Source organism: Pseudarthrobacter phenanthrenivorans Sphe3 (genome assembly GCF_000189535.1).
GTDB lineage: Bacteria > Actinomycetota > Actinomycetes > Actinomycetales > Micrococcaceae > Arthrobacter > Arthrobacter phenanthrenivorans.
In genome coordinates this window covers 1438307-1454349 of the sequence record NC_015145.1, presented here as the reverse complement: position 1 = coordinate 1454349, position 16043 = coordinate 1438307, and the positions used below count along the sequence as shown (strand labels likewise).

Annotated in this window: 15 protein-coding genes and 3 tRNA genes; 4 read left to right on the top strand and 14 right to left on the bottom strand. The window is 65.6% G+C overall.

What is annotated here, in order from left to right:
* Nucleotides 1-53 precede the first annotated feature (53 nt).
* The 3 genes from pyrH to rpsB form a co-directional block, all read right to left on the bottom strand.
* The gene (pyrH, locus tag ASPHE3_RS06700; RefSeq protein ID WP_013600472.1) at nt 54-791 is read right to left on the bottom strand and encodes a UMP kinase; all 738 of its coding nucleotides are present in this window, start codon (nt 789-791) and stop codon (nt 54-56) included.
* Nucleotides 792-916: 125 nt separating this feature from the next.
* Nucleotides 917-1753, bottom strand: coding sequence for a translation elongation factor Ts (gene tsf / locus ASPHE3_RS06695; RefSeq protein ID WP_013600471.1), 837 nt, complete (start codon nt 1751-1753; stop codon nt 917-919).
* Between the two features lie 129 nt (nt 1754-1882).
* A complete protein-coding gene (gene rpsB, locus ASPHE3_RS06690) occupies nt 1883-2740 on the bottom strand; it encodes a 30S ribosomal protein S2 (protein ID WP_013600470.1) in 858 nt (285 codons plus the stop codon).
* A 455-nt stretch (nt 2741-3195) separates the two neighbouring features.
* Between rpsB and ASPHE3_RS06685 the strand changes: the two genes are divergently transcribed.
* Entirely contained in the window at nt 3196-3759 is a 564-nt protein-coding gene (locus ASPHE3_RS06685) for a M23 family metallopeptidase (RefSeq protein WP_013600469.1), read from the top strand.
* Here the strand turns inward: ASPHE3_RS06685 and ASPHE3_RS06680 are convergent.
* From ASPHE3_RS06680 to ASPHE3_RS06655, 6 genes are all read right to left on the bottom strand, one after another.
* Nucleotides 3756-4946, bottom strand: a complete 1191-nt coding sequence (locus ASPHE3_RS06680; protein WP_013600468.1) for an acyl-CoA dehydrogenase family protein — start codon at nt 4944-4946, stop codon at nt 3756-3758. The two genes, ASPHE3_RS06685 and ASPHE3_RS06680, sit on opposite strands and share 4 nt — an antisense overlap.
* A gap of 143 nt (nt 4947-5089) precedes the next feature.
* Nucleotides 5090-5163 (bottom strand) — tRNA-Ile (locus ASPHE3_RS06675).
* Nucleotides 5164-5245: 82 nt separating this feature from the next.
* Entirely contained in the window at nt 5246-6442 is a 1197-nt protein-coding gene (locus tag ASPHE3_RS06670; protein ID WP_013600467.1) for a glycosyltransferase, read from the bottom strand.
* 141 nt (nt 6443-6583) lie between these two features.
* Nucleotides 6584-7492: a DMT family transporter gene (locus ASPHE3_RS06665; RefSeq protein WP_013600466.1), complete on the bottom strand. Its 909-nt coding sequence runs from the start codon at nt 7490-7492 to the stop codon at nt 6584-6586.
* Nucleotides 7492-8115: a CDP-alcohol phosphatidyltransferase family protein gene (locus tag ASPHE3_RS06660; RefSeq protein ID WP_013600465.1), complete on the bottom strand. Its 624-nt coding sequence runs from the start codon at nt 8113-8115 to the stop codon at nt 7492-7494. Before ASPHE3_RS06660 ends, ASPHE3_RS06665 begins: the two co-directional genes overlap by 1 nt.
* Nucleotides 8116-8214: 99 nt before the next feature.
* A complete protein-coding gene (locus ASPHE3_RS06655; protein ID WP_013600464.1) occupies nt 8215-9066 on the bottom strand; it encodes a phage holin family protein in 852 nt (283 codons plus the stop codon).
* 177 nt (nt 9067-9243) lie between these two features.
* Between ASPHE3_RS06655 and ASPHE3_RS06650 the strand changes: the two genes are divergently transcribed.
* The 3 genes from ASPHE3_RS06650 to ASPHE3_RS06640 all read left to right on the top strand — a co-directional run bounded on the left by ASPHE3_RS06650 (nt 9244) and on the right by ASPHE3_RS06640 (nt 11163).
* A complete protein-coding gene (locus ASPHE3_RS06650) occupies nt 9244-10467 on the top strand; it encodes a multidrug effflux MFS transporter (protein ID WP_013600463.1) in 1224 nt (407 codons plus the stop codon).
* 10 nt (nt 10468-10477) lie between these two features.
* The gene (locus ASPHE3_RS06645; RefSeq protein WP_013600462.1) at nt 10478-10669 is read left to right on the top strand and encodes a hypothetical protein; all 192 of its coding nucleotides are present in this window, start codon (nt 10478-10480) and stop codon (nt 10667-10669) included.
* A gap of 86 nt (nt 10670-10755) precedes the next feature.
* Entirely contained in the window at nt 10756-11163 is a 408-nt protein-coding gene (locus ASPHE3_RS06640; protein ID WP_013600461.1) for a hypothetical protein, read from the top strand.
* A 49-nt stretch (nt 11164-11212) separates the two neighbouring features.
* Here ASPHE3_RS06640 and ASPHE3_RS06635 read toward each other — a convergent pair.
* The 5 genes from ASPHE3_RS06635 to dusB all read right to left on the bottom strand — a co-directional run bounded on the left by ASPHE3_RS06635 (nt 11213) and on the right by dusB (nt 16012).
* A tRNA-Asn gene (locus ASPHE3_RS06635) sits at nt 11213-11288 on the bottom strand.
* A gap of 125 nt (nt 11289-11413) precedes the next feature.
* Nucleotides 11414-11486: transfer RNA gene (locus ASPHE3_RS06630), tRNA-Asn, on the bottom strand.
* 69 nt (nt 11487-11555) lie between these two features.
* The gene (gene dnaG, locus ASPHE3_RS06625; RefSeq protein WP_013600460.1) at nt 11556-13484 is read right to left on the bottom strand and encodes a DNA primase; all 1929 of its coding nucleotides are present in this window, start codon (nt 13482-13484) and stop codon (nt 11556-11558) included.
* A gap of 67 nt (nt 13485-13551) precedes the next feature.
* Nucleotides 13552-14850, bottom strand: coding sequence for a deoxyguanosinetriphosphate triphosphohydrolase (locus ASPHE3_RS06620; protein ID WP_049786048.1), 1299 nt, complete (start codon nt 14848-14850; stop codon nt 13552-13554).
* Entirely contained in the window at nt 14834-16012 is a 1179-nt protein-coding gene (gene dusB, locus ASPHE3_RS06615; protein ID WP_013600458.1) for a tRNA dihydrouridine synthase DusB, read from the bottom strand. Before dusB ends, ASPHE3_RS06620 begins: the two co-directional genes overlap by 17 nt.
* Nucleotides 16013-16043: the final 31 nt, after the last annotated feature.

The following is a 16043-nucleotide window of genomic DNA, read 5'->3' as shown; positions in this document are numbered from 1 at the left end:
TCACCGCCGGCAACGGCGGGAACGGAACTGTCCTGAAAACATCCTAGCCGCAGCTAGGCGGTGACCAGCGTGCCCAGCTTCTCACCGAGGATGGCGCGGGTGACGTTGCCTTCGCCTTCCATGCCGAAGACCACCATTGAAAGGTTGTTGTCCTTGCACATGGTCATGGCTGTCTGGTCCATGACCCGGATGTCGCGGCGGAGTGCGTCGTCGTAGCTGAGCGTCTCGAGCCGCTCGGCGGTGGGGTCCTTCTTGGGATCGGCAGTGTAGACAGCGTCCACTCCGCTCTTGGCCATCAGGACGACGTCGGCGTGGACCTCGAGGGCGCGCTGCGCGGCAACGGTGTCCGTGGAGAAGTACGGCAGGCCCGCGCCCGCTCCGAAGATGACCACGCGGCCCTTTTCCATGTGGCGGATGGCGCGGCGCGGAATGTACGCCTCGGCCACCTGGCCCATGGTGATGGCGCTCTGCACCCGGGTCTCCACGCCTGCCTGCTCCAGGAAGTCCTGCAGCGCAAGGCAGTTCATGACTGTGCCAAGCATGCCCATGTAGTCCGCGCGGGAGCGGTCCATGCCGCTCTGGGAAAGTTCAGCGCCGCGGAAGAAGTTGCCGCCGCCCACCACGATAGCCACCTCAACCTGGGGAACGGCAGCGGCGATCTGCTTGGCGACGTCGCGGACGGTCTCGGGGTCAACGCCCAGCTTCCCGCCGCCAAAAACCTCGCCCGAGAGCTTCAGGAGGACGCGGCGTCGGCTTTTCTCTGGCTGGATTACAGTGTTGACGGCTTCCATGATGCCTTCCCGTTGGTGAACTCTAAAAAGGTTATCCTGCGGTGCGGCCAAAGGTCCCATTCCGGGTTGGCCCAGCGCATGCAAAAGGGGCGGCCACCGAGGTGGCCACCCCTTCGCAGTTCCGGCTAGGAGCCGACGCGGAAACGCGCGAATGCGGTTCCCTTGACACCGGCCTCTTCGAGGACCTGTGCCACAGACTTCTTGGCGTCCTTGGCGAATGCCTGGTCAACCAGCACTTCACCCTTGTAGAAGCCGGTCACGCGGCCTTCCACGATCTTGGTGAGCGCGGCTTCGGGCTTGCCCTCGGCCTTTGCGGTCTCTTCGGCGATGCGGCGCTCGGACTCGACGAGCTCGGACGGAACGTCCTCGCGGGTCAGGTAGTTCGGGGCCATGGCAGCGATGTGGACGGCAACATCGTGGGCTGCGGTGGCAGCGGCTTCGCCTTCACCGTCAACAGCGAACAGCACGCCAACCTGGGCCGGCAGGTCCTTGGAGGTCTTGTGCAGGTAAGCGTCAACCGTTGCGCCCTCGATGCGGGAGATGCGGCGGACAACAACCTTTTCGCCCAGGATGGCGCCTTCTTCAACGACGACCTCGGAGAGGGGCTTGCCGTCAACGTCGGTGGCGAGCAGGGTCTCGAGGTCGGCAGCACCGGACTCGATGGCAACGGCCAGGACCTTGTCGGCCAGCTGGATGAACTTGTCAGCCTTGGCCACGAAGTCGGTCTCGCAGTTGACTTCGATCATGACGCCGACGCCGTTGCTGACCTTGGCGGCAACCAGGCCTTCAGCGGTGGAGCGGCCTTCACGCTTGGTAGCGCCCTTGAGGCCCTTGATGCGGATGATTTCGATGGCCTTTTCGGCGTCACCGTTGGCTTCGTCAAGAGCCTTCTTGACGTCCATCATGCCGGCGCCGGTGCGCTCGCGCAGGGCCTTGATGTCCGCGGCAGTGTAGTTCGCCATGTGAACCCCTCTGTCTAGAAATTTGTTGTGGTGTACGGACCGACAGGACGGCAGCCCATGGTGGGCTGCCATCCTGTCAGCAGCTCCGGACACCGCAGGGCGGTGCCGGAGAATCCGGATTTACTTGTGTTACTTGGCTTCTTCAGCGGAAGCGTCAGCGGCGGGAGCCTCAGCAGCGGGGGCTGCAGCTTCCTCTGCCGGTGCGGCAGCAGCTTCGGCCTTGTTGCCTTCGAGGAGCTCGCGCTCCCACTCGGCCAGCGGCTCTTCCGGAGCTTCAGCAGCGCCCGTGCCACGGTTGTTGCGGGCGATGAGGCCCTCGGCAACGGCGTCGGCAACAACGCGGGTCAGGAGGTTCACGGAGCGGATGGCGTCGTCGTTGCCCGGGATCGGGAAGTCGACCTCGTCAGGATCGCAGTTGGTGTCCAGGATGGCCACAACCGGGATGTTCAGCTTCTTGGCCTCGTCAACGGCGAGGTGTTCCTTCTTGGTGTCCACGATCCAGAGCACGGAAGGTGCCTTGGTGAGGTTGCGGATACCGCCGAGGTTGGACTCCAGCTTGGTGAGTTCGCGCTTGAGGAGCAGCAGCTCCTTCTTGGTGTACGCGGAACCGGCGACGTCGTCGAAGTCGATCTCTTCGAGTTCCTTCATGCGCTGGATGCGCTTGGCGACCGTCTGGAAGTTGGTCAGCATACCGCCGAGCCAACGCTGGTTGACGTAGGGCTGGCCAACGCGGGTTGCCTGCTCGGCAATTGCTTCCTGGGCCTGCTTCTTGGTGCCGACGAAGAGGACGGTGCCGCCGTGGGCAACGGTGGCCTTTACGAACTCGTAGGCGCGGTCGATGTAGGACAGCGACTGCTGAAGGTCGATGATGTAGATGCCGTTGCGCTCGGTGAAGATGAAGCGCTTCATCTTCGGGTTCCAACGGCGGGTCTGGTGTCCAAAGTGGACGCCGCTGTCAAGCAGCTGGCGCATGGTTACGACGGGCATGCCGACGCTCCTTCCGGCAGGTCATTCATGAGAGAGCCCGGAGGCTTCTTACCCTGCCAATAGTTGACGGTTGAATAGCGTGGCCCGGGGCGGGCCGTGCTCCTGGCATCCTTCACGCTTCTCATCAGGACCGCTGGGTCCTGACCGCAAGAGGCATGATCCTCCGTAAACGAGCCGGGGCGTCGCTTGTGGAGGGCTGGATGCGCGTAGTCAGCCGCCGCTCCCCCACACTCCTGAATGAGATGTGCCGACGCAAACCCGCACAGGGACATATACCGTTGGATAACCACTGGGATAGACGCTGGTCGGAAAGCGTTGAGGGCGCAGCAAACTGCTCCACCAAGTGTACTACAGGCGCCTGCGCCGGAAGGACAGGAACGACGGCGGTCCAGGCCTTGTCCACATAGCCTTGCCCGGGCCTCCCGCCGGGCACGTGAGCGGGGCACGCTGGGGGTATGAAACCGCCGCTGCTGCTTGCAGCCCTTCTCCTGATGCCTGCTTCACTGGCGCCCGGCGGGGAGCCGCTGGCCTATACCCCGGCGTCCGGTGCGCCGGCCTCGGTGCAGGTCGTGTCCATGGAGACTGCCGCGGCAGCCACTGTCCGCCCCTCCTGGCAGTGGCCGCTAAGCCCGCGCCCGCAGGTGCTCCGCGATTACGATCCCCCGCCGAAGCCCTGGCTGCCTGGACATCGGGGCGTGGATCTTGGAGCAGCGGCCGACGGCGTCAGGGTCACCTCGCCGTCGGCAGGCACTGTCAGCTTTGTGGGCGTCGTGGTGGACCGGCCGGTCATCACCATCGATCACGGCAACGGACTGCGCAGCAGCTTCGAGCCGGTGGCCAGCATCCTTGCCGCCGGTACCCCGGTGGCCGCAGGACAGGAAATCGGCACGATCCTTCCGGGGCATTGCCCCGCCGCGTCCTGCGTCCACTGGGGTGTCCGGCGGGGAGATGACTATGTGAATCCGTTGCAGTTCGTGATGGACCTGCGGCCATCGATCCTGCTGCCGCTGAACCCTTAGACGATGGCGGAAATGCCGGTGATCGCCCGGCCCGTGACCAGTGTGTTGATCTCGTGGGTGCCTTCGTAGGAATAGATGGCTTCAGCGTCCGCGAAGATCTTGGCCATCCCGAAGTCGGTGACTATGCCGTTGCCGCCCAGGATATTCCGGCCGAGGGCCACGCTCTCGCGCATCCTCGTGGTGGTGAAGGCCTTGGCCAGGGCAGACTGCTCATCCTTGGCCTGGCCGGCATCCTCCAGCTGGGACAGCCGCACCATCATGCCCATGGAACTGACGGCGTTGCCCAGGATCTGGACCAGCTGGTTCTGCACCAGCTGGAAGGAGGCCAGCGGCCTGCCGAACTGGTGCCGCTCCACTGCGTAGCGGCGGGCGACGTCGAAGGCGGCCAGCTGCTGGCCCACCGCCTGCCAGGCGACCCCGAGGCGGGTGACCTTAAGGACCTTGTTGACGTCCCGGAAGCTGTTGGCGTGGGCGAGCTTCTGGAAGTCCGGAACCGCCACGTTCCGGAGCGTGATGTCGGCGTTCTGGACAGTACGAAGGGCCGTCTTGTTCTCGATCTTCACCGCACTGAAGCCGTCCAAAGCCGTGTCCACCAGGAAGCCCTTGACCTGGTTGTCGTCCACGTCCTTGGCGTAAATGACCACCCAGTCCGAGAAGGTGGCATTGCCGATCCAGCGCTTCTCCCCGTTGAGGATCCAGGTGTCCCCCTCCCGGCGGGCGGTGGTGCGGGTACCGCCTGCGACGTCGCTGCCGCCCAAAGGCTCCGTCAGCCCGAACGCGCCAATCTTCTTCATGGCATAGATGTCAGGAAGCCACGCCTCCTTTTGCTCCTCGGAGGCAAGGGCCTCGATGGAGCCGGTGAAGAGGCCGTCATGGACGCCCATGAAAGTGGAAATGGAGGCATCGGCCCGGGTCACCTCCGCGTGGAGGAGCCCGGCGAACAGGTTGGAGTGCCCCTGCCGCCGTACCGGGCTGACCAGGTCGATGTCGGCGAGCTTGGGAATCAGGTCCATGGGGAACTCGCCCCGGTTCCAGCAGTCCGTGGCGATGGGCTTCACTTCCCGTGCCAGGAAGTCCCTGACTTCGGCCAGCCGGTCCTGCTCCTTTCCGGTCAGCAGCTGCTCAAAGGCGTAGAAATCGCCGTCGGCATAGGGAAGGGGGTTCAGGCCGGCGTCAGCGGTGGACATGGTTACCTCACAGGTGGTCAGCGGTGACCGGCGTTCCCAGGAGGAAGCACGGTAAGTTACTGATGAGTAACATACCGCAGATCCGGCCCTTAAGAAAAGAAAACCGCGGCCGACGTGATTGTCGGCCGCGGTCTGTTGCAGGGTAGGGCTACTCGGACTTGAACCGAGGACCTTAGGATTATGAGTCCCGCGCTCTAACCAGCTGAGCTATAGCCCCCCGAACCCTTCGCGGCCACTCCCGTGGGAGGGCGCAACGTGCCTGCAGGGCAAAAACACTCTAGCAAACCCCGCCAGCCGTTTTAGACCACCTTGTCCTCGAAGCCCGCACCGCGGTACAGGTCCTCGAATGTCTGCAGCGTTCCCTGGATGCTGTGGGGCTCCACCATTTCCCGGCTCACCTTCCCCATGGCGGCACGCTGATCGGCCGGAAGCTCCAGGATCCGGGTGATCTTCTTGGCGAGGTCGTCACTGTCATTCGGCGTGAAGAGGTACCCGTTTTCGCCGTCCCGCACCAGGTGGGGCAGGGCCATCGCGTCCGCCAGCACCACCGGGGTAGAGGCCGACATTGCCTCCAGGGTGACAAGCGACTGCAGCTCAGCTGTCCCCGGCATGCAGAAAAGGTCGGCCTTGATGTAGGCCTTCCGCAGTTCCTCGTCGCTCACGAGGCCGAGGAACCTGACCCTGTCCTCCAGCCGAAGGTGGCGGACCAGCTCCTCCAGCGACGAACGGACTTCCCCGCCACCAACCACCTCCAGGTGGACGTTCAGTTCCGGCGGGGTCTTGCTGATGGCTTCGATCAGCACATCCACGTGCTTTTCCTCGGCCAACCGGCCGGCGAACATCACGGTGGGGTACGGGTGGCGATCGATGTGCTCCCCGGGCTGGAGTTCGTATGCAGCGGAGTCGATGCCGTTGGACAGCGGCAGCACCTTGCGCAGGAAGGCATGCTGGTGCATGGCCTTGGCCGCCAGCGGGGTGGGCGTGGTGATGACGTCCGCCTGGCCCATGACCTTGCCCATGTCTTTCCAGGAGATCCGGCCGATGATGTTCTTGAACCACTGCGGGAACGGCAGGAACGGGTTGAGGTTTTCCGGCATGAAATGGTTCGTGGCCACGATCCGGACGCCCCGCTTCACGGCTTCGTACAGCACGTGCTCGCCGATCATGTAGTGGCTTTGGATGTGCACCACGTCCGGCTTCACCCGATCGAAGAGGAGGCTGATTTCCTTCTTGATTTCCCAAGGGAAGCAGATCCGGAAAGTTTCGTGCGTGGGCACGCTGTGGGAGCGGAGCCGGTGGACGGTACCTTCCGGGCGGAATTCGGTAAAGCTCTTGCCCTTTCCGTTGCGGCAGGCCAGGACGTGGACGTTGTGCCCCCGGCCGGTCATCCCCTTGGCCAGCCGGTAGCCGAACTGGGCTGCACCGTTGACGTCGGGTGGATAAGTGTCTGCGGCAATCAGGATGGTCAGGGGACGCTGGTCTGCGGGCGTGGTCACGGGGAGGGCTCCTGATGGTCACGGTGCGGACAGCATGTACTGGCAGCACGGTTGGCCGCTGGCGCGGGTGGCGCCTGGCCTCGTGGGTTTTTGGCGGTATCTGGGGTGGAATCGGCTGGACAGTATGTGGTGGACAGCGGGCTAACGCGTCGCCCGGCCCACGGCCTTCCGCGCGTCCTTCTTGCGCTTCGTGACCTCCGGGTGGTGCCTTGAAAGGGCGATCACCCCAACGATAGCAAGGGAGGCCGCGGTTCCCATGGCAATGGCCATCACGGCGTGGACGTCCGGACGCAGTTCGCCGAGGATCACGATGCCGATTGCAATGCCCACGATGGGGTCGATCACGGTGAGCCCTGCGATGACCAGGTCCGGCGGTCCCGAGGAGTATGCGCTCTGGACAAACCAGGACCCCAGCCCGCCGGCGGCAACGAGTGCCACCACCGAATACCACTGCACGTTCAGCAGGAACAGTCCGTTGGGGTCCAGCAGGTGCTTGCCGATGATCCTGGTGAGGACGGCCACGAATCCAAAGAGGACTCCGGCGCCCAGAATGTAGACGAAGGCGTTGATCCGGTGCTTGAACATGACGGCCAGGGTGCCGAAGAGCCCGACGGCAAGCGCCAGCAGCAGCACGATTGTGAGCTCGTCATCCAGGCTCACGTGGTGGTTCTCCTGTGTCACGTTGACGGCCAGGAGGACGAACAGTGCGGATCCTGTCACGCACGCCGCGATGGCGACGATAGTGGGGCGGTTGATGGTCAGGTCCTGGTCCTTGGCGTTGACGATGGTGGTAATGACCAGGGCGATGGCACCGATGGGCTGGACAACGGTGAGCGGGGCTGACACGAGCGCTACGGCGTTCATGGCCATGCCGGCGCACAGGAGGAGGAGGCCGAACACCCAGCGGGGGTTCCGCAGGAGCCGCAGGAAGCCGTTGGAACTCAGGGCGAGCCCCCCGGTGTCGGCCTTGACGGCGCTTCCCTGCCGCTGGGCACCAAGGGCGAGGCAGAAGGCGCCAAGCAGCGCAAGCACAACTGCCACCCACACCATCAGGAGGTCCCGTCGTCGTGATGTGCCTGCAGCCGGCCCTTCCGCAGCATGGCCCAGAAGTAGTTGTAGGCGGCGATCCAGTGGCCCACCAGCCCCAGCCCGAGCACAATCCATGCGGCCACGAACAGCTCGCCGGAGAATCCGGTGTCCAGCCGGGAGAGGACCAGCATCGGGGTTCCCAGCAGCAGCAGGCCGGTCCGCACCTTGCCCACCACGCTGACCGGCAGGTCCGGGTGGCCCCGGAAAAGGGACAGGGTCAGGGCCAGCAGGACGGCGTCCGGGATCACCAGCGCGGCGAGGTACAGCCAATGGACGACGCCGGCAATCACCAGGGTGACGGCGACAGCTATCATCGCCAGCCTGTCCGCGATCGGGTCGAGGACCCTGCCGAGCTTGGACGTCTGGTCGAAGCGGCGGGCGATATAGCCGTCAATCCAGTCCGTGCTGGCCATGACGGCCAGGACGACGACCCCTGCGCCGTACTCCTGCCTCGCCAGGACAAGCCAGATGAAGAGCGGCACACCCATGAAGCGCACCACGGTGAGCAGGTTGGGGATGGTGAACACCAGGTCATGGTCCACCTGGGGGCGTCCGGGACGGGAGCCTGCACCGATGAACTTCACCCGTTCCCCCTTCCCTTCCTGCTGCCCCCTGCGAGCGTCGTGACGTCTACCTCTGGAACCTTCCGCCGGCTGCCAGGAAACTCCGGCCGCACGTCCGGCCTAGTACGTTCGAAGGAGTTTCCTGGCCAGCACCAGGAAGACCGTTCCCGCGGCGATGAATGCTGCCAATGGCTTCCAGCGCTTTTCGAGGTCTGCGGAGCCGGACAGCGCCGAGAGCTTCTGCGCGGCAACCTCCCTGCCGTGGTTAGCCAGGGCCTGGCCTTCCCGCAGCGTCTCCTGTGCGGAGGCGAGAATGTAGCGGGCCTGGGGCTTGACATCCAGTTCGGTCCCGAGCTCGTCACGGACTTCAGTCAGGTGGTGGCGGCGCTGGTTGAGGCGCCGGAGCAGTTCGGGTTCCGAAGCGTGGGGGAATTCCTTCTCGTGCTCAGCAGCCTTGGCGGCCTTCTCGGCCTTGGCCTTGGCTGCGGCTTCATCCTTGGCCGCCTTGGCGGCCTTGGCTTCGGGGCTCTGGGGATCGAGCACGGCCGGGTTGAACGCGGACCCTTCCTTGGCAACGCCGATGTCGTGCCTGATGCCGCGGATGGTCTCCTCCGGCATGAGCGGCATGGCCTTCTTGAACTTCCGGGCGCCGATGAGGCCGCCGATGAGGGCTATCAGGAGGAAGACGGCGGAGACAAGGAGCGCAGCCAGCCACGCGGGCATGATGGTAGCGAGTCCCATAATGGCCGCCACGATGAGCCCCACTACCAGGAACATGAGGAAGACGAGGGCGACGGCGAAGAAGGCAGCAGCGACGCCGACCTGGATTCCCTTGCGCTTGAGTTCGATCTTCGCGAAGGCGATTTCGTCATTGAGCTGGCGCGGCGCCAACCGGAAAAGGAGTTTTAGCGTCCGGGGCAGCGCAATGATGCGTAATCCCCCGCTGGTGCGCCCGCTGTGACGTCCGCTCATCGGTTCCGCCTTACTGGTTATGGGTCGAATCGGCTTCCGTGTACTGCAGGGAAGTGCAGCAGCACAGTCCCCGCCACCAAAACTATCATTCAGGTTAAGGGCGAACTTCGGGGCTTGCCGTGCGGCATGGCCTACAACGCTGCAAATTAGGTTGCGCCGGGCCTAGGATTGATCTCCGTGACCATTCCCAGCAATCCGGGCGACCTGTTGAGCCGCCGCCGCAAACTCCTGTATATCCTCCTCCTCGGCGCCCTGACGGCCTTGGGTCCGTTCACGATCGACCTCTACCTGCCTGCCTTCCCCGCCCTGGAGGCCAGCCTCGGTGTCAGCGAGGCCCAGGTCCAGCTCACCCTGGCCGGGACCACCGTCGGTTTTGCCATCGGACAGCTGGTGGTTGGGCCTTTCAGCGACAAGTTCGGCCGCAGGACCCCGCTCATCCTGGCCACGGCGCTGCACATTGCAGCGTCCCTCGGTGCCGCCCTGTCCACAGACATCACCACGCTGGGCATCTTCCGCGTCCTCATGGGCGTGGGTGCGGCCGGCGGCGGCGTGGTAGCCATGGCCATGGTGCGCGACCTTTTCTCGGGCTACGCCATGGTCAAGATGTTCTCCCGCATGTCGCTTGTGAACGGCCTGGCTCCCATCCTGGCCCCCGTGATCGGCTCGCAACTGCTCCTGGTGATGCCGTGGCCGGGGATCTTCGTCTTCCTCGCCGCCTACGGCACGGTGGTGATCGTTGCGGCGCTGTTCCTGGTGCGCGAGACCCTGCCGCCGGAAAAGCGGCGGCTGAGCGGCCTGACTGCCCGGCAGCGCTACCGGATCCTCTTCAGTGACAGGGTGTTCGTCGGACTGCTGCTGGTGGCCGGGTTGAACTTCGGCGGGCTGTTCACCTACCTTTCAGCCTCCCCCTTCCTCTTCCAGGACGTATTCGGCTTCTCCCCCCAGGAGTACGGCCTGCTCTTTGGCATCAACTCGCTGGGCATCGTGGCAGGAATCCAGACGAGTTCGCGGCTGATCCGCAGGGTGCCGCCGCAGTGGATCCTCGCAGGGGCCACGGCATGGATGTTCCTGATGGCCATGCTGATCGTGGTGTTCGACCAGCTGGGGTTCGGCCTCTGGGGTGTCATGGTTCCGCTGTGGTTCTACATCATGGGGACTGGTTTCATGTTCCCCTGCGTGCAGGTGCTGGCCCTGGCGGGCCACGCCGGACAGGCGGGCACCGCTGCCTCGCTGCTGGGCTTCGCCACCTTCATGATGGCCGGGCTTATCTCGCCGGTGGTGGGTTGGCTTGGGATCACCAGCGCAGCCCCCATGGGGGCGGTACAGGGTGCCTGCATCCTGTTGGCGATTGCGGCGCTCTGGATCGTCGTCCGGCCGCGCACCGTCCCCTCGATCCACTGACGCCGGCGCCATGAAACAGGGATCCGGACGCAAGCCACACCGCAACCGCAGGGGCCTCTTCCTCGGGGCGGTGCTTGGCGCCGTCGTCGGCTATTTCGCGGGCCGCGCCCTGGGGAATCCTGCCATGGGAATCCTCCTGGGCATGGTGGCCGGTTCGGCGCTGCTCTACCGGGTTAATCCCGGCCCGTGGAACCGGCCGTGACCCGGTCCTGCGCCGAAGGGGCCCGCAAGCGGCGCTCCGGCGGGCGTACCTGCCCCGGGACCGCCTGCCCGCGATAAAATGTGTCCGTGTCCCACTGGCAGGAACAACCGCCGCTTCCGGCCACATGGCAACGGTGCGATCACCGGATACTGCCACTGTGGTGGGAGCGGCTCTGCGCCGAGACCGGTGAGCAATCAGCCGCGCTCTACGCCGCAGGACTGTTCACGGAGGACCGCCGCCGGCCCATCGCCCAGTGGTACAACCCCGCGTTCAAGGCGGCCCTGCTGGTGGCCCCGGAAACGTCCCCCGAGTGGCCGGTGCAGCGCTTCGGGATTTTTTACGCGCCCCCGGACAGCGGCGTGGTCCGCATCCATTCAGCACCCCACGAGTGGAATCCCCGGCAGCCGCGGAAGTCTCCCACCGAGCAGGAGGCGTTCCAGGCCGCCGTCGAGGAAGCGGAGCGCTTCCTGCAAGTGGAAATGGACTTCGTCTGACAGACAAAAGTCCCCGTCCCCCGCGAGCGGGGAACGGGGACTTTTTGTGTGGCTCCTCCTGCTGGACTTGAACCAGCAACCCTTCGATTAACAGTCGAATGCTCTGCCAATTGAGCTAAGGAGGAATGAAGCAGGTATGACATTAGCAAAGGTTTCCGGCCAAAGTGAAATCGGCGCAATAGCGGGCCGCGGCGGGCTCTTCAGGGCATAAAAAATCCCCGTTCCGGAGGCCCGGAACGGGGATTGCGCGCTCCTCCTGCTGGACTTGAACCAGCAACCCTTCGATTAACAGTCGAATGCTCTGCCAATTGAGCTAAGGAGGAATGAAGCGGGTATTAGCCTAGCAAAGACCCGCGCTGGAAACGAAATCGAGGCAGCCGCCGGGCCGGCGGCTACGCTTCGGCGCGCAAGGACCTGCGTTCCATCTCCAGCATCATCAGCTCCCGGTTCAGCCGCTGGTACGTTTCCGGATCGGCCGCGGGGTCCAGCCGCTGGAGCTGGCCCATCTTGTCCGCCTTGACCCGCGTGATCTGGAGCTCGAACAACCGGGACAGGATGTCCCGGCAATACTTTTGGACCGCTTCCTCGGTGCTCGCGGGCAGCGGCACCACGGAAAGCTCGGACACCAGCGGCCGCAGCGGTTCGGGGACCTCGTGCATTACCTGCTCCACCCAGCGCACAGGATCCGCGGTGAGGGCGGGGTCCGTGGCCCGCATGGCGTCGTGCACGGCCTGGAAGGCAGGCGTCACGAACCGGGCGGATGAAAAGCGCTCCCAGATACCGCCGCCAAGAAGCGACGGTTCCTGCAATGCCACTTCAAGGGCCTGCCGCTCCATGGAGGCCACCGGATCACGGGGGTCCGGCCGGTGGTAGGAAGGCACGGCTCCCGACGGCGGCCCTGCGGCTACCCCGGGTCCGCCCGGCTGGGCGGTGCTTGCGGCAGTCCGTGCAGCAGGGCCGGCCGGCCCGCCCGTTTCGCCCCGCTTGGCGCCGTTCTTCAGCTCAGCGTTGACCAGGCGCAGGACTTCGTTGGGGTCGGGCATGCCGAGCCAGCCGGTCAGCGCCTGGCAATACCCGGTCCGGGTGGAGGCGTCGCGGATGGCTGCGACCACCGGCACGGAGGCTTTCAGGCCCTGCACGCGCCCCTCCACCGTGTCCAGGTTGAACTGCTTCAGCGTGGTCCGGATGGCAAACTCGAACAGCGGCCGGCGGGACTGCACCAGGGCATGCACGGCTTCGTCACCCCGGCTTTGGCGCAGGTCGCACGGATCCGCACCGGAGGGCTCCACGGCCACGTAGGTCTGTGCCGTGAAGCGCTGGTCCTCCTCGAAGGCCCGCAGGGCCGCTTTCTGCCCGGCGGCGTCGCCGTCGAAGGTAAAGACCACCTCTCCCCCGGTGCCGTCGTCGGACAACAGGCGCCGGGCGATCTTGATGTGCTCGGTGCCGAACGCGGTGCCGCAGGTGGCCACCGCCGTCGTAATTCCTGCCAGGTGGCAGGCCATCACGTCCGTGTACCCCTCCACCACCACCAGCTGGCGGTCCTTGGCGATGCTGCGCTTGGCGAGGTCGATCCCGTACAGGACCTGGGACTTCTTATACAGCGCGGTTTCGGGGGTATTGAGGTACTTGGGGCCTTGGTCGTCCTCGTAGAGCTTCCGGGCGCCGAAGCCGATGGTGTCCCCGGCGATGTCCTTGATAGGCCAGATGAGGCGGCCGCGGAACCGGTCGTAGATGCCCCGGTTGCCTTCGGAGAACATGCCCGTCAGTTTCAGTTCCGCGTCAGTGAAGCCGCGGCCGCGGAGGTGCTTGAGGAGGGCATCCCAGCCCTGGGGGGCGTAGCCGCAGCCGAAGTGTTCCGCGGCTGCCCGGTCAAACCCCCGGCCGTGCAGGAAGGTCCGCGCCTCGGCGGCCCCTGGCGTCAGGAGTTGGGCGCGGAAGAACTCGTCCGCGATCTTGTGGGCATCCAGCAGCCGCTGCCGGCGCCCCACTTCCTCCCGGTTGGGGCCGGTCCCGCCGTCCTCGTACCGGAGCTCATAGCCGATCCGGGCTGCCAGCTTTTCCACGGCCTCCTGGAAGGAACTGTGGTCCTGTTTCTGGACGAAGGCGATGACGTCGCCGTCCTCGCCGCAGCCGAAGCAGTGGTAGCGGCCCACCTGGGGACGGACCGTGAACGACGGCGAGCGTTCGTCGTGGAAGGGGCACAAACCCTTGAAGGTTCCCAAGCCGGCGGTTTTGAGCGTGACGTACCCGTCAACCACTTCCTTGATGTCCGTGCGCTGGCGTACTTCGTCTATATCTTCACGTTTGATCAGCCCGGCCACAGAGCCATCCTAATGCGGGGGTACGACGGCGGGCGGCAGGCTGTGGCGTCCCCCACCACGGCGGCACTCACCACAGCGACGGCAGGCTCCCCACCAGCCGCTCGTACATGGCCAGCGCCGAGCCGTCCGTCAGCGAGGCCACCTGGTCGATCACCACGCGAAGGCGGGCGGCGTCGTCCGGTGCGTCCCGCCAGTCCGCGGCGAACATCGGTTCGAGGTGGCGGTCACCCGTGGCGCTGAGCGCCGTGACCAGGGCGTGGAGCACCTCGCGCTGCCGTTCATAGATGGGCTGCCGGTGCTCCGTGGTCATCACGAAGGTTGTGGCCAGGCCCTTCATCACCGCGATCTCCATGACGGTCTCATCAGGCACCATGAGCTCGGCGTTGTACCGCGTCAGGTTCTCCGGTCCGTACACGGCACGGGTGGTTTCCAGGGCGCTCTGGCAGAACCGGCCGATCAGCTGGCTGGTCATGTTTTTCAGGGCGGCCATGGATTTGCGGCTGCCGTCTGCTTCCCGCACCCACACGTCCGTGGCCTCAAGCCTGGCCAGGGCGGCGTCGATGGCCGCGGGATCGTTGTGCGGCAGGTACCACTGCTTGGCGTACCCCACCACCCGGGCGCGGTGGTCCGGGTTGTCCATCCAACGCAGCTGGAAGTGGCCCGCCACAATGGCGTCCTCGACGTCGTGCACGGAGTAGGAGATGTCATCGGCGAGGTCCATGACCTGGGCCTCCAGGCAGGACCGCCGCTCCGGCGCTCCTTCCCGGAGCCAGTTGAAGATGGGGAGGTCATCCTCGTAGGCGCCGAACTTGCTGGTCCGCTGCCCATGGATCACCGGGGCTTCCAGCGCCGACCACGGGTACTTCGCGGCCGCGTCCAGGCTGGCCCTGGTGAGGTTCAGCCCCGCAGGCTGCCCGTCCGGGGTCAGCACCTTGGGTTCCAGCCGGGTCAGCAGCCGCAGGGTCTGGGCGTTGCCTTCGAAGCCCCCGATGGCGTGGGCCACCTCGTTCAGCGCCGATTCGCCGTTGTGCCCGAACGGCGGATGGCCAAGATCGTGGCTCAGGCAGGCGGTGTCCACCACGTCCGGGTCGCAGCCCAGGGAACGGCCCAGCTCGCGGCCCACCTGTGCCACCTCCAGGCTGTGGGTCAGGCGGGTGCGGACAAAGTCGTCCGTGTCCGGTGCCACCACCTGGGTCTTGGCGCCGAGCCGGCGGAGCGCGGAGGAATGCAGCACCCGGGCGCGGTCCCGTTCAAAGTCGGAGCGGTAGACGTTCTTGGGCGGTTCCTCCACCCAGCGGGCGGAATCGTGCGTGTCATAGCCGGGCAGCACGGGCGCGTCAGTGCGCGTTTCAGCCACCGGAGACATCCAGTTCCGCCGCGGAGATCTCACGCGACTGGTCGTCATTAAGGGCCCGGGACTCGAGCCAGTCCTTGGGCAGCGCCGGCTTCTTGGGGGAACCGGCACGGCCGCGCGGGCCCTCGGCATCGCTGCCGGGGTAGGGAGATTCGGTGTCCAGCTCGTCCAGGGCTGCGCGCAGCTCCTCGAGGCTGTTGACCAGTGCCATCCGGGTACGGAGTTCGCCGCCCACCACGTAGCCCTTGAAGTACCAGGCGATGTGCTTGCGGATCTCCCGCAGCGCCTTGCCCTCGTCACCAAAGGTTTCCACCATCAGTTCGGCGTGGCGGTAGACTCCCTGGGCCACCTGGCCCAGGTTCGGCTTATGCCGGACGTCGCTGCCCTCGAATGCGGCCTGCAGGTCCCCGAACAGCCAAGGCCGGCCCTGGCAGCCGCGGCCCACCACTACACCGTCCACGCCGGTTTCGCGCACCATGCGGACGGCGTCTTCAGCGGACCAGATGTCGCCGTTGCCCAGCACCGGGATGTCCGGCAGCGCCTCGCGCAGCCGCGCAATGGCTGACCAGTCTGCCTGTCCGGAGTAGAACTGCGCGGCGGTCCTGCCGTGAAGGGCGACGGCGGCTACACCGGCATCCCGGGCGATGCGCCCGGCGTCGAGGTACGTGAGGTGGTCGTCGTCGATGCCCTTGCGCATTTTGATGGTCAGCGGGACGTTGCCCTTGGCGGCTTCCCTGACGGCCGTCTGCACGATGGACGTGAAGAGGTCGATCTTCCAGGGCAGGGCAGAGCCGCCGCCCCGACGGGTGACTTTGGGCACCGGGCAGCCGAAGTTGAGGTCGATGTGGTCTGCGCGGTCTTCCTCGACGAGCATCCGCACGGCCGCGCCGACAGTCACGGGGTCCACGCCGTACAGCTGGACGGACCGGACCTGTTCGTCCTCGTCATGCGAAATGATGCGCAGGGACTCCGGGGTCCTTTCCACGAGGGCGCGGGAGGTCACCATCTCCGCCACGTACATGCCGCCGCCGTACTCACGGCACAAACGGCGGAATGCGGAGTTGGTGATCCCTGCCATGGGTGCCAGGATCACCGGCGTGTCCACGGTAATGGGACCCAGCTTCAGGGGCGGGAGTTCCAGCTTGGGGGCGGGAGGGGTTGCTGCAACAGTCACCTGTCCATTGTTGCAAAGCCGGGCAAATCGG

What these genes read in the sequence shown, in the direction of transcription:
- ASPHE3_RS06620 (WP_049786048.1), bottom strand. Translation starts at nt 14,850, where the DNA reads ATGTCTCCGGTGGCTGAAACGCGCACTGACGCGCCCGTGCTGCCCGGC.
- ASPHE3_RS06655 (WP_013600464.1), bottom strand. Translation starts at nt 9,066, where the DNA reads ATGAGCGGACGTCACAGCGGGCGCACCAGCGGGGGATTACGCATCATT.
- ASPHE3_RS06665 (WP_013600466.1), bottom strand. Translation starts at nt 7,492, where the DNA reads ATGGTGTGGGTGGCAGTTGTGCTTGCGCTGCTTGGCGCCTTCTGCCTC.
- ASPHE3_RS06645 (WP_013600462.1), top strand. Translation starts at nt 10,478, where the DNA reads ATGAAACAGGGATCCGGACGCAAGCCACACCGCAACCGCAGGGGCCTC.
- rpsB (WP_013600470.1), bottom strand. Translation starts at nt 2,740, where the DNA reads ATGCCCGTCGTAACCATGCGCCAGCTGCTTGACAGCGGCGTCCACTTT.
- ASPHE3_RS06680 (WP_013600468.1), bottom strand. Translation starts at nt 4,946, where the DNA reads ATGTCCACCGCTGACGCCGGCCTGAACCCCCTTCCCTATGCCGACGGC.
- ASPHE3_RS06685 (WP_013600469.1), top strand. Translation starts at nt 3,196, where the DNA reads ATGAAACCGCCGCTGCTGCTTGCAGCCCTTCTCCTGATGCCTGCTTCA.
- pyrH (WP_013600472.1), bottom strand. Translation starts at nt 791, where the DNA reads ATGGAAGCCGTCAACACTGTAATCCAGCCAGAGAAAAGCCGACGCCGC.
- tsf (WP_013600471.1), bottom strand. Translation starts at nt 1,753, where the DNA reads ATGGCGAACTACACTGCCGCGGACATCAAGGCCCTGCGCGAGCGCACC.